The organism is Neisseria leonii (assembly GCF_028776105.2).
GTDB classification, from domain to species: Bacteria; Pseudomonadota; Gammaproteobacteria; order Burkholderiales; family Neisseriaceae; genus Neisseria; species Neisseria leonii.
In genome coordinates, this window is record NZ_CP145606.1 from 1,655,024 (window position 1) to 1,670,303 (window position 15,280).

The 15,280-nt window shown below is 53.2% G+C and carries 10 protein-coding genes, 2 tRNA genes and 3 rRNA genes; 14 read left to right on the top strand and 1 reads right to left on the bottom strand.

The annotated features are described in order from the left end of the window. Positions 1–495: 495 nt before the first annotated feature. From ORY85_RS07930 to ORY85_RS07990, 14 genes are all read left to right on the top strand, one after another. Positions 496–2,036, top strand: a 16S ribosomal RNA gene (locus ORY85_RS07930). Between the two features lie 113 nt (positions 2,037–2,149). Next, positions 2,150–2,226 (top strand) — tRNA-Ile (locus ORY85_RS07935). 17 nt (positions 2,227–2,243) lie between these two features. Further along, positions 2,244–2,319 (top strand) — tRNA-Ala (locus tag ORY85_RS07940). Positions 2,320–2,670: 351 nt separating this feature from the next. After that, positions 2,671–5,555: ribosomal RNA gene (locus ORY85_RS07945) — 23S ribosomal RNA — on the top strand. Between the two features lie 120 nt (positions 5,556–5,675). After that, positions 5,676–5,788, top strand: a 5S ribosomal RNA gene (rrf, locus tag ORY85_RS07950). Together the 16S, 23S and 5S rRNA genes with 2 tRNA genes alongside form the textbook arrangement of a ribosomal RNA operon. An 874-nt stretch (positions 5,789–6,662) precedes the next feature. Next, positions 6,663–6,866: a glycine zipper 2TM domain-containing protein gene (locus tag ORY85_RS07955; RefSeq protein WP_274571638.1), complete on the top strand. Its 204-nt coding sequence runs from the start codon at positions 6,663–6,665 to the stop codon at positions 6,864–6,866. Between the two features lie 128 nt (positions 6,867–6,994). Continuing rightward, positions 6,995–7,327 (top strand): zinc ribbon domain-containing protein YjdM, encoded by a 333-nt coding sequence (locus tag ORY85_RS07960; protein ID WP_274571639.1) that lies wholly within the window; start codon positions 6,995–6,997, stop codon positions 7,325–7,327. A 384-nt stretch (positions 7,328–7,711) separates the two neighbouring features. Beyond that, positions 7,712–7,960 (top strand): glycine-rich domain-containing protein-like, encoded by a 249-nt coding sequence (locus ORY85_RS10600; protein WP_367575885.1) that lies wholly within the window; start codon positions 7,712–7,714, stop codon positions 7,958–7,960. A gap of 52 nt (positions 7,961–8,012) precedes the next feature. Further along, positions 8,013–9,251: a hypothetical protein gene (locus ORY85_RS07965; protein ID WP_274571640.1), complete on the top strand. Its 1,239-nt coding sequence runs from the start codon at positions 8,013–8,015 to the stop codon at positions 9,249–9,251. 96 nt (positions 9,252–9,347) lie between these two features. Continuing rightward, positions 9,348–10,721 carry a tRNA uridine-5-carboxymethylaminomethyl(34) synthesis GTPase MnmE gene (gene mnmE / locus ORY85_RS07970; RefSeq protein ID WP_274571641.1) on the top strand — a complete coding sequence of 458 codons (1,374 nt, stop codon included), beginning with the start codon at positions 9,348–9,350 and terminating at the stop codon, positions 10,719–10,721. Positions 10,722–10,892: 171 nt separating this feature from the next. Further along, complete coding sequence (gene minC / locus ORY85_RS07975; protein ID WP_274571642.1) at positions 10,893–11,591, top strand: septum site-determining protein MinC; 699 nt, start codon at positions 10,893–10,895, stop codon at positions 11,589–11,591. A gap of 118 nt (positions 11,592–11,709) precedes the next feature. Continuing rightward, a complete protein-coding gene (gene minD / locus ORY85_RS07980) occupies positions 11,710–12,522 on the top strand; it encodes a septum site-determining protein MinD (protein WP_274571643.1) in 813 nt (270 codons plus the stop codon). Between the two features lies 1 nt (position 12,523). Beyond that, on the top strand, positions 12,524–12,784 hold the full coding sequence (gene minE, locus ORY85_RS07985; protein WP_274571644.1) for a cell division topological specificity factor MinE: 261 nt from the start codon (positions 12,524–12,526) through the stop codon (positions 12,782–12,784). 3 nt (positions 12,785–12,787) lie between these two features. After that, on the top strand, positions 12,788–13,702 hold the full coding sequence (locus ORY85_RS07990) for a LysR substrate-binding domain-containing protein (protein ID WP_274571645.1): 915 nt from the start codon (positions 12,788–12,790) through the stop codon (positions 13,700–13,702). 220 nt (positions 13,703–13,922) lie between these two features. Here ORY85_RS07990 and sstT read toward each other — a convergent pair whose 3' ends face one another. Beyond that, positions 13,923–15,143, bottom strand: a complete 1,221-nt coding sequence (sstT, locus tag ORY85_RS07995; RefSeq protein ID WP_274571646.1) for a serine/threonine transporter SstT — start codon at positions 15,141–15,143, stop codon at positions 13,923–13,925. Positions 15,144–15,280 lie beyond the last annotated feature (137 nt).

Here is a 15,280-nt window from a genome sequence, read left to right on the forward strand (position 1 = left end):
GCTGCCAAAAAAGCCGGGGATTCGTGAAGCCGCAAGCCGGCGGTACCGAACGGTTACCCGTTATTACGGATGCGCCCGTCCCGAGCCCCTGGGCTTCCGCCTTATGCGTCGGGAGAAGCCCCATCAAAGCGTGCACAGAAGCCGCGACCATAGAAGCCCGATAAAGGGTGCATATAAAATCCATATAAAATAGAGATTTGAAAGATTGACTGTCACGTTTTGGTAAAAAACCGGTTGGAGTGCTTGCATTTTTGTTTATGTGGGGGTATAGTGTTGTTCTTCGCTGCTTCTGCGGCGGGTTATTTTGGTTTGATTGAAAAAAGATTTTGACTTTTTTAAATTGCGTGCTAAAATAATCGTCTTTGCTCTTTAACAAACAGATTACCGATAAGTGTGAGTGCGCGAGCCTCACACTGCGACAAAAACAGACAGGATAGATTTATTTATCCTTGTCGGTTTCTTTGAAGCAGACCAGAAGTTAAAAAGTTAGAGATTGAACATAAGAGTTTGATCCTGGCTCAGATTGAACGCTGGCGGCATGCTTTACACATGCAAGTCGGACGGCAGCACAGAGAAGCTTGCTTCTTGGGTGGCGAGTGGCGAACGGGTGAGTAACATATTGGAACGTACCGGGTAATGGGGGATAACTAATCGAAAGATTAGCTAATACCGCATACGTCCTGAGGGAGAAAGCGGGGGCTCTTCGGACCTCGCGTTATTCGAGCGGCCAATATCTGATTAGCTGGTTGGTGGGGTAAAGGCCTACCAAGGCGACGATCAGTAGCGGGTCTGAGAGGATGATCCGCCACACTGGGACTGAGACACGGCCCAGACTCCTACGGGAGGCAGCAGTGGGGAATTTTGGACAATGGGGGCAACCCTGATCCAGCCATGCCGCGTGTCTGAAGAAGGCCTTCGGGTTGTAAAGGACTTTTGTCAGGGAAGAAAAGGGCGATGTTAATACCGTTGCCTCATGACGGTACCTGAAGAATAAGCACCGGCTAACTACGTGCCAGCAGCCGCGGTAATACGTAGGGTGCGAGCGTTAATCGGAATTACTGGGCGTAAAGCGGGCGCAGACGGTTTGTTAAGCAGGATGTGAAATCCCCGGGCTCAACCTGGGAACTGCGTTCTGAACTGGCAGGCTAGAGTGTGTCAGAGGGGGGTAGAATTCCACGTGTAGCAGTGAAATGCGTAGAGATGTGGAGGAATACCGATGGCGAAGGCAGCCCCCTGGGATAACACTGACGTTCATGCCCGAAAGCGTGGGTAGCAAACAGGATTAGATACCCTGGTAGTCCACGCCCTAAACGATGTCGATTAGCTGTTGGGGTGCTTGACACCTTAGTAGCGTAGCTAACGCGTGAAATCGACCGCCTGGGGAGTACGGTCGCAAGATTAAAACTCAAAGGAATTGACGGGGACCCGCACAAGCGGTGGATGATGTGGATTAATTCGATGCAACGCGAAGAACCTTACCTGGTCTTGACATGTACGGAAGAACTCAGAGACGAGTTTGTGCCTTCGGGAGCCGTAACACAGGTGCTGCATGGCTGTCGTCAGCTCGTGTCGTGAGATGTTGGGTTAAGTCCCGCAACGAGCGCAACCCTTGTCATTAGTTGCCATCATTTGGTTGGGCACTCTAATGAGACTGCCGGTGACAAACCGGAGGAAGGTGGGGATGACGTCAAGTCCTCATGGCCCTTATGACCAGGGCTTCACACGTCATACAATGGTCGGTACAGAGGGTAGCCAAGCCGCGAGGCGGAGCCAATCCCACAAAACCGATCGTAGTCCGGATTGCACTCTGCAACTCGAGTGCATGAAGTCGGAATCGCTAGTAATCGCAGGTCAGCATACTGCGGTGAATACGTTCCCGGGTCTTGTACACACCGCCCGTCACACCATGGGAGTGGGGGATACCAGAAGCAGATAGGGTAACCGCAAGGGGCCCGTTTGCCACGGTATGTTTCATGACTGGGGTGAAGTCGTAACAAGGTAGCCGTAGGGGAACCTGCGGCTGGATCACCTCCTTTCTAGAGAAAAGAAGAGGCTCGGGCACCCACACTTATCGGTAATCAGAGAATGCGGAAGAAGCAGGCCGTCTGAAAGAGTATCATTGATGATGACCGGTTTCTTTACAGGACATGGGTTTGTAGCTCAGGTGGTTAGAGCACACGCTTGATAAGCGTGGGGTCGTAGGTTCAAGTCCTACCAGACCCACCATCATACAGCAAGACACTGGGGGCATAGCTCAGTTGGTAGAGCACCTGCTTTGCAAGCAGGGGGTCATCGGTTCGATCCCGTTTGCCTCCACCACAAGCCTGCCGGATACAGACTTTACAAATCAAAGAAAGCTGCTAGAATGCGCAGCTTGCTTTTATTTGCGAAGTTGAAAAAACACCGCATCGATCTTTAACAAATTGGAAAGCCGAAATCAACAAACAAAGACACTGTCTGATTTGGTTTGAAATACTGATGCAACAGTATTTCAGGCGTAAAACAAATCGGAACAGAATTTGGGTGATGATTGTATCAAGTAGTTTGTGGAAGACAAAAGGCACAAACTACTCACAACAAAGCAGTAAGCTTTATCAGAGTAGAGAATTTAAGTTTTACCGGGTAGTCAACGCCGGGTAAGGCGAAGTCGAAAGGTTCTTCAAATGATAGAGTCAAGTGAATAAGTGCATCAGGTGGATGCCTTGGCGATGATAGGCGACGAAGGACGTGTAAGCCTGCGAAAAGCATCGGGGAGCTGGCAATAGAGCTATGATCCGGTGATATCCGAATGGGGAAACCCACACAGCAATGTGTATCCTGGTCTGAATCCATAGGACTAGCGAAGCGAACCCGGAGAACTGAACCATCTAAGTACCCGGAGGAAAAGAAATCAACCGAGATTCCGCAAGTAGTGGCGAGCGAAAGCGGAGGAGCCTGTATACGATAGCGCTTGAAATAGAAGAACGAGTTGGAAAGCTCGGCCATAGTGGGTGACAGCCCCGTATTCGAAATTTCAAGCGTGGTACTGAGTATACGAGAAGTAGGGCGGGACACGAGAAATCCTGTCTGAAGATGGGGGGACCATCCTCCAAGGCTAAATACTCATCATCGACCGATAGTGAACCAGTACCGTGAGGGAAAGGCGAAAAGAACCCCGGGAGGGGAGTGAAACAGAACCTGAAACCTGATGCATACAAACAGTGGGAGCGGACTTGTTCCGTGACTGCGTACCTTTTGTATAATGGGTCAACGACTTACATTCAGTAGCGAGCTTAACCGGATAGGGGAGGCGTAGGGAAACCGAGTCTTAATAGGGCGGATAGTTGCTGGGTGTAGACCCGAAACCGAGTGATCTATCCATGGCCAGGATGAAGGTGCGGTAACACGCACTGGAGGTCCGAACCCACGCATGTTGCAAAATGCGGGGATGAGCTGTGGATAGGGGTGAAAGGCTAAACAAACTCGGAGATAGCTGGTTCTCCCCGAAAACTATTTAGGTAGTGCCTCGAGTAAGAGACTGATGGGGGTAAAGCACTGTTATGGCTAGGGGGTCATTGCGACTTACCAACCCATGGCAAACTAAGAATACCATCAAGTTGTTCCTCGGGAGACAGACATCGGGTGCTAACGTCCGGTGTCGAGAGGGAAACAACCCAGACCGCCAGCTAAGGTCCCAAATGACAGATTAAGTGGTAAACGAAGTGGGAAGGCCCAGACAGCCAGGATGTTGGCTTAGAAGCAGCCATCATTTAAAGAAAGCGTAATAGCTCACTGGTCGAGTCGTCCTGCGCGGAAGATGTAACGGGGCTCAAATCTGTAACCGAAGCTGCGGATACCGTAAGGTATGGTAGGGGAGCGTTCTGTAGGCCGTAGAAGGTGCATTGAGAAGTGTGCTGGAGGTATCAGAAGTGCGAATGTTGACATGAGTAGCGATAAAGCGGGTGAAAAGCCCGCTCGCCGAAAGCCCAAGGTTTCCTACGCAACGTTCATCGGCGTAGGGTGAGTCGGCCCCTAAGGCGAGGCAGAAATGCGTAGTCGATGGGAAACGGGTTAATATTCCCGTACTTTGATTCAATGCGATGTGGGGACGGAGAAGGTTAGGTTGGCAGACTGTTGGAATAGTCTGTTTAAGCCGGTAGGTGGAAGACTTAGGCAAATCCGGGTCTTCATAACACCGAGAAGTGACGACGAGTGTCCACGGACACGAAGCAACCGATACCACGCTTCCAGGAAAAGCCGCTAAGCTTCAGTTGAATCAGAACCGTACCGCAAACCGACACAGGTGGGCAGGATGAGAATTCTAAGGCGCTTGAGAGAACTCGGGAGAAGGAACTCGGCAAATTGATACCGTAACTTCGGGAGAAGGTATGCCCTTTGACGTTAAGCCCTTGCGGTGTAAGCGTTGGAGGGTCGCAGAGAATCGGTGGCTGCGACTGTTTATTAAAAACACAGCACTCTGCTAACACGAAAGTGGACGTATAGGGTGTGACGCCTGCCCGGTGCTGGAAGGTTAATTGAAGATGTGAGAGCATCGGATCGAAGCCCCAGTAAACGGCGGCCGTAACTATAACGGTCCTAAGGTAGCGAAATTCCTTGTCGGGTAAGTTCCGACCCGCACGAATGGCGTAACGATGGCCACACTGTCTCCTCCCGAGACTCAGCGAAGTTGAAATGGTTGTGAAGATGCAATCTCCCCGCTGCTAGACGGAAAGACCCCGTGAACCTTTACTGTAGCTTTGCATTGGACTTTGAAGTCACTTGTGTAGGATAGGTGGGAGGCTTTGAAGCAGAGACGCCAGTTTCTGTGGAGCCGTCCTTGAAATACCACCCTGGTGGCTTTGAGGTTCTAACCCAGGTCCGTGATCCGGATCGGGGACCGTGCATGGTAGGCAGTTTGACTGGGGCGGTCTCCTCCCAAAGCGTAACGGAGGAGTTCGAAGGTTACCTAGGTCCGGTCGGAAATCGGACTGATAGTGCAATGGCAAAAGGTAGCTTAACTGCGAGACCGACAAGTCGAGCAGGTGCGAAAGCAGGACATAGTGATCCGGTGGTTCTGAATGGAAGGGCCATCGCTCAACGGATAAAAGGTACTCCGGGGATAACAGGCTGATTCCGCCCAAGAGTCCATATCGACGGCGGAGTTTGGCACCTCGATGTCGGCTCATCACATCCTGGGGCTGTAGTCGGTCCCAAGGGTATGGCTGTTCGCCATTTAAAGTGGTACGTGAGCTGGGTTTAAAACGTCGTGAGACAGTTTGGTCCCTATCTGCAGTGGGCGTTGGAAGTTTGACGGGGGCTGCTCCTAGTACGAGAGGACCGGAGTGGACGAACCTCTGGTGTACCGGTTGTGACGCCAGTCGCATCGCCGGGTAGCTAAGTTCGGAAGAGATAAGCGCTGAAAGCATCTAAGCGCGAAACTCGCCTGAAGATGAGACTTCCCTGAGGGTTTAACCCTCCTGAAGGGTCGTTGTAGACCACAACGTTGATAGGTCGGGTGTGGAAGCGCGGCAACGCGTGCAGCTAACCGATACTAATTGCCCGTGAGGCTTGACTCTATCATTTGAAGCACTTTGATGCTCAAAGATTAAGCTTACTGATGAAATACTTCATCACCAGTTGATTAAACAATAAATAAACGCAACAGCGTAACGGCTTTCCGGTTTGTACAGTTTATGTCTGGCGGCCATAGCGGTTTGGTCCCACGCCTTCCCATCCCGAACAGGACCGTGAAACGAACCAGCGCCGATGATAGTGTGGATGCCCATGTGAAAGTAGGTCACCGCCAGACACCAATTCAGAACCCCTGCACAATGTGCGGGGGTTTGCTTTTATGTGCTGATTTATGGCAGCTTGGGCGGATAAGGGGGGCGGATACGGGTATCCGGCCTGCGCTGTTCAGACGGCCTGAGGTAGGTGGGTAGGGTGGGGATTAGGGTAAGGCCGGTCAGGGCTGAAACAGAAAACGACCGTAACAGCGGAGCCAGGCCTTTGCTGTTTCGCTATGCGGGGTGTGGCGGGTTACTTCCGTCCAGAACTGTGCTGTAAAAATAAAAATGAAAAGAGGGAGCAACAGAATTCAGACGGCCTACCAAGTCAGATAAAACATTGATTTGGCCAGAATAATAATGATCAATACCTGACACAATACCGCGATGCGGATAGCGCGACTAGGCGTGGGCCTATGTGCCGTTGCATATTTTACGGACGGCAGGCAAACAGGAAATGTAGGAAGACCGGTTCTGCCAGCAAGATTTTCAGCGTCAGTTACATGTTGCACGGTGCGGCAGTCGGTGCGGCGAATGCCGACAGATAGCGCATAACTGGCATGCAGATGCCCGATACAAACAGTGCGGCTACGGTAAGCGGTATGACGCGTGTGGCCTGTTTGGAGAGTACCGATTCGGTTTCACGACGGGTCGGCGAAGGCAGGCGGCTCTCAATACCAAGGCTTCAAAAATGATACCGCTTGCAAAAGCAATGGTACAGAGCAGATGGAGTATATGAATCCGGGCATAAGCAGACATGAACATACCTTTAATTTTTTTAACGGCATAGCGGGCGGTTTGCGTTTATTCTGGCTTTTCGTGCGCATTGCATCCTGTAAAGGGACAAGCGTAACGCATCCGGCTGTTTTTTTCAATGATTCAGAAAGGAAATAGATAATGAAAAACGTATTTGCAAGAACACTGACACTTTTAGCTATTGCTGCTTCACTGACTGCGTGTAACAGCATGACGACTACCCAGCGCAATGCTGCCACAGGTGCGGTTATCGGCGGCGTTGCGGGTAACCTGATCGGTGGCGACACCGGTGCCACTTTGGGTGGTGCGGCTCTGGGCGGCGTGATCGGCAGCCAAGTGAAATAAGTCCGTGCGTATGGTAAAATTTTGCGGCCTTGCAACTGGCGGCAAATAAAAAAGGCCGTCTGAAAAGGCGGCTTTTTCCATGCAGGTGCAGCTGACAAAACTGCCTGATCATTTTTTGGAGTTTTCCTATGTCTTATTCTGCCTGTCCGCAATGCTGCTCTGAACTGACTTATCACGATGGTATCCAGCTGGTCTGTCCCGAATGCGGCCATGAATGGCAGGAAGGACAAACGGCGGCCGATGAAGATGCGGTGGTGGTGAAAGATGCCAACGGTACGCCGCTGGCCGACGGCGATACAGTGGTCTTGATCAAGGATTTAAAAGTCAAAGGCTCGTCGATGGTGATTAAGCAGGGTACCAAAGTGAAAGGTATCCGCTTGCAGGAGGGTGATCACAACTTATCCTGCAAAATTGACGGCACGCCGATGAATCTGAAATCGGAATTTGTCAAAAAAGCATGATTATTGGTGGCTACTGACTGATAGGCAAAGCAGTTGGCTAGCTATTTTTGATGTATGCGTTTACGGAAAGTCTATTTGTATAGAGCTTATATCCTAAAAAACTAATTGATTAACTTGTAAATTTTCGTTAAATTTTACTTATCCATATGGCATATGGATGATTAATTCATTTAGCAGAATAAAATGCGTAAAAAGCAAAACCTGCACATTGCCTGCTGTAATGAAGCAAGGCTTTAAATAAAGAAATGGCTAGGTTCGCCTAGCCATTTTTTAAATTTGGGGAGATGACTGATGGATAAAAAAGAATTTATGGCGAAAGTGGATCATTTGGATTTTCAGTGGATTATCAGAAAAATTACTCAGAAAGATCCAAATATAGCCTGAGTGTGGAGCAAGGAGGGGGCGGAAGATGCAATCAGACAATATAAGAATTTCATGTATTTACTTTTTAAATATCATGATGAGGCGACTGTTAAGCTGGTTCCTTCGATAGAGGTGGATGAAATATGGCATCACCATATTCTCGATACGCGCGCATACTTGAATGACTGCATGAATATTTATGGATATTTTATGCATCATTTTCCTTATTTTGGTATGCGGGGTGAGGAAGGTCGCAAAGATCTGTATTAAAGCTTTTCCGAAACCCAAGATATTTATTTTGCAGAATTTGGAGAATATATGTATGAAGTTGATTTCTAATTACTGCGGAGAAACCCGTCTGTCGATCAGTTTCTTTATCGACAGAATCACGCCCGCCGCGCTGTATTTTCTGCCCATAGGTATGATGGCGGCAGGTGCGGACAAACTGCAATTGAGCCGCTATTCCTTGTTTTATTCGCTGTTTGCCTCGTTTTCCGCCCTGCCGCTGGGGTTTATGACGGCGGTCCGCTATTTTTCGGCAGGCGGCAATCCGCTGACTTTCGGTTCGGGGCTGCTGGTTACGGGGGCGGCCTCGCTTGCGGCGGTGGCGGGATATGTCTGCTATTTTGCGTTTGCGGTTTATGTCGAAGGATTGTATGAATATCAATCCTTATTTTTTTTGTTTGCCGCCGCGATCCCGATAACGGCGGTTTATTATGCGGTCAGTGCCTATAATGAAGGGCGCAGGCAGGTGGCGCTGAATAATTTTTGTGCGGCGGCGGCCGTACCGCTGTTGCTGCTGGTTTATTTTTCCGTTTCCGGCCTGTTGGGTTGGGAGGCGGCCGTTGCCTTTGCCGTGGCGTTTTTGGCCGTACGCTGTGCGATGCTCGGGGTAATTTGGTCGGGACGGCCGCCGTCGGCAGCGGCAGACAGAAAACACGCGCGCGAAATTTTCGATTACGGCCTGTATATTACAGCTTTGTTTTTTATCCAGAAATTTGTGATAACGGTTTTACTGAGCTTTTTGAAATACAGTCCTGCGCAAGTGGCGGCGTTCCAAATCATCACCGGTTATGCCATGCTGCTGTCGCTGGCGGCCAATGCGGTTTTTACCCATGCCTTTATTGCTTTGGCCGGGCAGCGTGCTGCGGAAATCGGCGGTATTTTGGCGGTTGCCTGCCTGAACGGTGCGGTTGTGCTGCTGATTGCGTTGGGGCTGCCGCTACTGGGCATGAAGGCCGGTTGGCTGGATGTTCTGGATCGCGATGTTCTGACGCTGTTGCGCGGCAATATGGGGCCGGTTCTGGTTTATACCGCGTTGGAAGCATTGATGATGGCGGGTATCACGCTGGCCAGGGGGCTGGGGGACAAATATCGGACGCAGTCGGCCTGGTGCGCGGGCGTGGTTCTGTATTTTCTGTTTGACCGCCGGGGTATCGGCATCGAATCCTGTCTGTATGCGTTTATCTGCGGCAGCGTTTTGTCTGTGGCGGTTGCGCTGCGGCAGTGTCAAAAACGCTTGGGCGGTATGGCATCAAAACATGGCCGGATTGCCGGTTAGGATTTGATGATCGGTATGCTTTTTAAACTTCCTTAAACTTCGGTTTTCTGAAATACGCGGTATTTCAGACGGCCTGATCAATGATGAAATTTCGATATGAATGATACTGCTTCCCAACCTGTCATCGCCGCCATCGCCACCGCTGCCGGGCGCGGCGGAGTGGGTGTGATCCGTCTGTCGGGCAAAAATCTGCTGCCCTTGGCGCAGCGCATCAGCGGCGGCAAAACACCCGTGCCGCGCACGGCCGTGTACACCGATTTTGTCGATGAAAACGGGCAGCCGATCGACAACGGCCTGCTGCTGTATTTTGCCGCGCCCGCCAGCTTTACAGGAGAGGACGTGATTGAGTTGCAGGGACACGGCGGGCCGGTGGTGATGCAGATGCTGCTTTCGCGCTGTCTGGAACTGGGCGCGCGGCCGGCAGAGCCGGGCGAGTTTACCAAACGCGCGTTTCTCAACAATAAATTGGATCTGGCGCAGGCCGAGAGTGTGGCCGATCTGATTGACGCGTCCAGCCGGTCGGCCGCGCGCATGGCCGTGCGCTCGCTCAAGGGCGCGTTTTCGCAGCATATTCATGCGCTGGTGGACGACCTGATTACGCTGCGTATGCTGGTGGAGGCCACGCTGGATTTTCCCGAAGAGGACATCGATTTTCTCGAAGCGGCCGATGCGCGCGGCAAGCTGGCCGGTCTGCAAGGCCGTCTGAAAACCGTATTGCAGAGTGCCGAGCAGGGCGCGTTGCTGCGCGAGGGCATGAGCGTGGTGCTGGCGGGTGCGCCGAATGTCGGCAAATCGAGCCTGCTCAATGCACTGGCGGGCGACGAAGTGGCGATTGTGACCGATATTGCGGGTACGACGCGCGATACCGTCCGTGAACAGATTACGCTTGACGGCGTGCCCGTGCATATTATCGACACCGCCGGTCTGCGCGACACCGACGATGTGGTGGAGCAAATCGGCATCGAACGCAGCCGCAGGGCGGTGCGCGAAGCCGATGTAGCCCTGATTCTGATAGATCCGTCCGACGGCCTCAACGCCAAGACTCAGGCGGTTTTGGCCGATTTGCCGCCGACGCTGAAAAAAATCGAAATCCGCAACAAAATCGATTTGACGGGCGAAACGGCCGGCGTGTTTTCAGACGGCCTCACGCCGCAAAGCGGTGCAGACTGTTTAATCAAGTTGTCCGCCAAAACCGGTTCGGGACTGGATTTGCTCAAACAGGCACTGTTGAAAGAAGTCGGCTGGCAGGGCGAGAGCGAAGGGCTGTTCCTTGCCCGCAGCCGCCACCTGGCCGCACTGAAAACGGCCGGGGCCGAGCTGGAACTGGCCGCGCTGTGCGGCAGCCGGCAAATCGAATTGCTGGCCGAGCATTTGCGGCTGGCGCAGAACGCGTGCAGCGAAATCACCGGCGAATTTACCGCCGACGATTTATTGGGCGTGATTTTTTCGCGCTTCTGCATCGGCAAATAGCCGCTTCCCGACATCGCGCACGTTGGTTGGACAAACACGTCAGGCCGTCTGAAAAGCATTTCCGCCCTTTTCAGACGGCATTTTTGCCCCTTGCACCGCGCGTTGCGCCGTTTGTTTTCCGCCTTAAAGCAGGGTAAACTTCCGCCTATTGAAAAATCCTATGGTAACGCTATGAATGCTGCATTTAAGGTTAAATCCGCCCGTTTGGACGCGCTGGCGTTTTTAGTGGAAAACGGAGATGCCGGCTGCCTGGACAGTACCTTGGCCGAATCCGCCCAGCGTTATCGGGCCATGCAGCTGCCGCTGCTGCTGGATATGCAGGCGTTTGCCCAGCCGCAGGATACCGACCTGGCCGCGCTCTTGGCAGTATTCGCGCGCCACGGCCTGACCGTGTGTGCGCTGCGCCACGAAAACGAGGCGTGGGCGCAGGCCGCAGCGGAAAACGGGCTGGCATTCAGTATCCCCAATAAAGCGGGTTACGGCGACATTCCCGAACCGGCTGAGACTGTGCCGGTGCCGACCACCGTCATCAACCGCCCCACCGTTTTCGTGTCCACATCCATCCGCACCGGCCAGCAGGTGTATGCCGAAGGTGCCGATCTGATTGTTACCGGCGTGGTCAGCGAGGGGGCGGAAATCATTGCCGACGGCAATATCCATGTTTATGCACCGATGCGCGGCCGCGCGCTGGCCGGTGCGGACGGCCGCAGGGACGCGCGCATCTTTATCCACTCCATGCAGGCCGAGCTGGTATCCGTGGCCGGCATTTACCGCAACTTCGAGCAGGATCTGCCCGGGCATCTGCACAAGAAGCCGGTGCAGGTTTATTTGCAGGATGACCGGCTGGTCATCAGTGCGATTGAAGACTGACTGTCGGAAAGGCCGTCTGAAAACTGACTGCTTTCAGGCCGCCTGGTAAAACGGAAGCGGCCGTTTGATGCCGCCGTGTCATGTAAAAACAACAGTTTGACAAGAAAAGGAGACCGTTGTGTCTAAAATTATCGTTGTAACTTCCGGCAAGGGCGGTGTGGGCAAGACCACTACTTCCGCCAGCATTGCTTCCGGGCTGGCCCTGCGCGGCCACAAAACCGCCGTTATCGATTTCGATATCGGCCTGCGCAACCTGGATCTGATTATGGGCTGCGAGCGGCGCGTGGTGTACGACCTGATCAATGTGATTCAGGGCGAAGCCACGCTGAATCAGGCATTGATTAAAGACAAACACTGCGACAATCTGTTTATCCTGCCCGCTTCGCAAACCCGCGACAAAGACGCGCTGACCCGCGAAGGCGTGGAAAAAGTGCTGGACGAATTAACCGGTGAGATGGGTTTTGAGTTTGTGATTTGCGATTCGCCCGCCGGTATCGAACAGGGCGCGCTGATGGCACTGTATTTTGCCGACGAAGCGATTGTTACCACCAACCCCGAAGTATCCAGCGTACGCGATTCCGACCGCATCGTCGGCATTTTGCAGAGCAAATCGCGCAAAGCCGAAAAAGGCGAAACCGTCAAAGAGCATCTGCTGATTACCCGCTATTCGCCCGAGCGTGTGGAAAAAGAGGAAATGCTGTCGGTGCAGGATATTCAGGATATTCTGCGTATTCCGCTCATCGGCGTGATTCCCGAATCGCAAAATGTGTTGCAGGCTTCCAATGCGGGCGAGCCGGTGATTCACCAAAACGGTGTGGCCGCCGCCGAAGCCTATAAAGACGTGATTGCGCGCCTGCTGGGCGAAAACCGTGAAATGCGTTTTCTGAGTGCCGAGAAAAAAGGCTTCTTCCAACGTTTGTTCGGAGGTTGATATGTCTTTAATCAACATGCTGTTCGGCAAGAAGCAGAAAACGGCGGGTGTGGCGCGCGACCGCCTGCAGATTATCATCGCGCAGGAGCGCGTGAAGGCGCAGGCACCCGACTATTTGCCGACGCTGCAAAAAGAACTGTTGGAAGTGCTGTCGAAATATGTGCGTGTGTCGCTCGACGACATACGGATTTCACAGGAAAAACAGGACGGTGTGGATGTGCTGGAACTGAATATCACGCTGCCGGAGCAGAAAAAGGTCTGAGCCATGACCCTGACCGAATTACGCTATATTGTGGCCGTGGCGCAAGAGCGGCATTTCGGGCGGGCGGCACTGCGGTGCAGCGTCAGCCAGCCGACGCTGTCGATTGCCATCAAAAAACTGGAAGAAGAGCTGGGTGTGCTGCTGTTCGAGCGCGGCAGCAGCGAAGTGATGATGACCGAAGCGGGCGGACGGATTGTCGCCCAGGCCCGCCGTGTATTGGAAGAGGCCGACTTAATCCGCCATCTGGCGGGCGAAGAGCAAAACGAGTTGGCGGGCGCGCTCAAACTCGGGCTGATTTTTACCGTTGCCCCTTATCTGCTGCCCAAGCTGATTTTATCGCTGCGCGGCATTGCGCCGAATATGCCGCTGATGCTGGAAGAAAATTACACGGCATCGTTGGTGGAGCAGATCAAGTGCGGCGATTTGGATGTGGTCGTTGCGGCCGAGCCGTTCAGTGAACCGGGGCTGGTCTGCGAGCCGCTGTATCGGGAGCCGTTTTTTGTGATTGTGCCGAAGGGGCATCCGTTTGAAGCGTGCGATACGGTCAGCCGCCAAGATGTGGCCCGGGAGCAGGTACTGCTGCTGACCGAAGGCAACTGTATGCGCGACAATGTTTTGGACAGTTGCAGCGAGTTGGCCGCGCGCCAGAAAATATCCGGCTTGACCAATACCTTGCAGGGCAGCTCCATCAATACGATCCGTCATATGGTGGCCAGCGGTTTGGGCATCAGCATTCTGCCGGCCACCGCGCTGACGGAAAACGACCATATGCTGTTCAGCATTATACCGTTCGACCGGCCGCCGCAGCGTACGATTGTGCTGGTGCACCGGCGCAATTTCACACGCCCGAAGGCACTTGCGGCCATCAGGCAGGCCGTGCGGACTGCGCAACTGTCCGGGGTGGAATGGATAGGGTGAGGCACACTCTGTATCGGGCTGTCTATCAAGCGGCTGCGCGGATTCTGTTTGCATAGAGAGTTTGCCGCTGTTGCCGTGCCGGTTTTGGCGTGGCGTGCAAAAGCAGTATCAAAAGATACTGTGCGGTTTTATTAGGCTCTTTTGAGTCTGAAAGATATCAGGCCGTCTGAAAACGCATTATCAAGCGTTTTCAGACGGCCTTTTTTGCCGGCATCAGGTATCAGCCGTTTCGACGTTCCGCTATATCGGCGGCGGCAGTAAACAGCACGTCGGTGGACGAATTGAGCGCGGTTTCGCACGAATCCTGAACCACGCCGATAATCAGGCCGACGGCCACCATCTGCATGGCCACATCATTGCTGATGCCGAACAGGCTGCATGCCAGCGGAATCAGCAGCAGCGATCCGCCTGCCACGCCCGATGCACCGCAGGCACTGACAGTAGCCACCAGGCTCAGCAGCAGGGCGGTAAAGAAATCGACCGGAATGCCCTGTGTATATACGGCAGCCAGCGTCAGAACGGTGATGGTAATCGCCGCACCGGCCATATTGATGGTGGCGCCCAGCGGAATCGATACCGAATATGTGTCTTCATTCAGGCCGAGTTTTTTACACAGAGCCATATTGACCGGAATATTGGCGGCGGAAGAGCGGGTAAAGAACGCCGTGATACCGCTTTCGCGCAGGCAGGTCAGCACCAGCGGATACGGATTTTGGCGGATTTTGAACCACACAATCAGCGGATTGACCACCAGAGCGATAAACAGCATACAGCCCACCAGTACGACAAGCAGTCGGAAATAGTCGCCCAACGCACCGAAGCCCGTTTCCGCGATGGTGGCGGCAACCAGACCGAAAATGCCCAGCGGCGCAAAGCGGATGACCCATTTGACAATCGATGAGACGGCCTCAGCTGCATCGGCAACCAATGCGCGGGTGCTGTCGGCTGCATGGCGCAGGGCGAAACCGAACAGCAGCGCCCAAGCCAGAATGCCGATGTAGTTGGCATTGGCCAGCGCGTTAATCGGGTTGGCCACCAGATTCATCAGCAGTTTCTTCAACACCTCGACAATGCCGGAGGGCGGGGCGAGATTGGCCGTGTTGCTGACCAGTGCCACTTGGGTGGGAAAGAGCAGTGCCGCCGCCACGGCAATGGCCGCCGCGCTGAACGTGCCGAACAGATACAGTACCAAAACCGGCTTGATTCGGGTTTGCCCCCCCCCCTTGCGGTGCTGGGTGATGGCAGCCGTTACCAACACAAACACCAAAACCGGTGCAACCGCTTTGAGTGCGCCGACAAACATATCGCCCAAAATGCCGAAGGCCAGGCCGGCTTTCGGCGAAACGGCCGCCACGAGAATGCCGAGTATCAGACCGATAATAATCTGTTGAACCAGGCTGAACCGATTGACGGCAGCCCAAAAGGGATGGCTCTGTTTCATACAGTGCTCCTGAAAAAAGAACAGGGTTAATGGAAAATTACATTTTAAGAGAAAGTTTTGCTTTTGGATAGCGGGCGGTAACGGTTCAGACGGCCTGGCCGTCTGCGGGAACAGTATGTAAAACGCGATAAAAAATG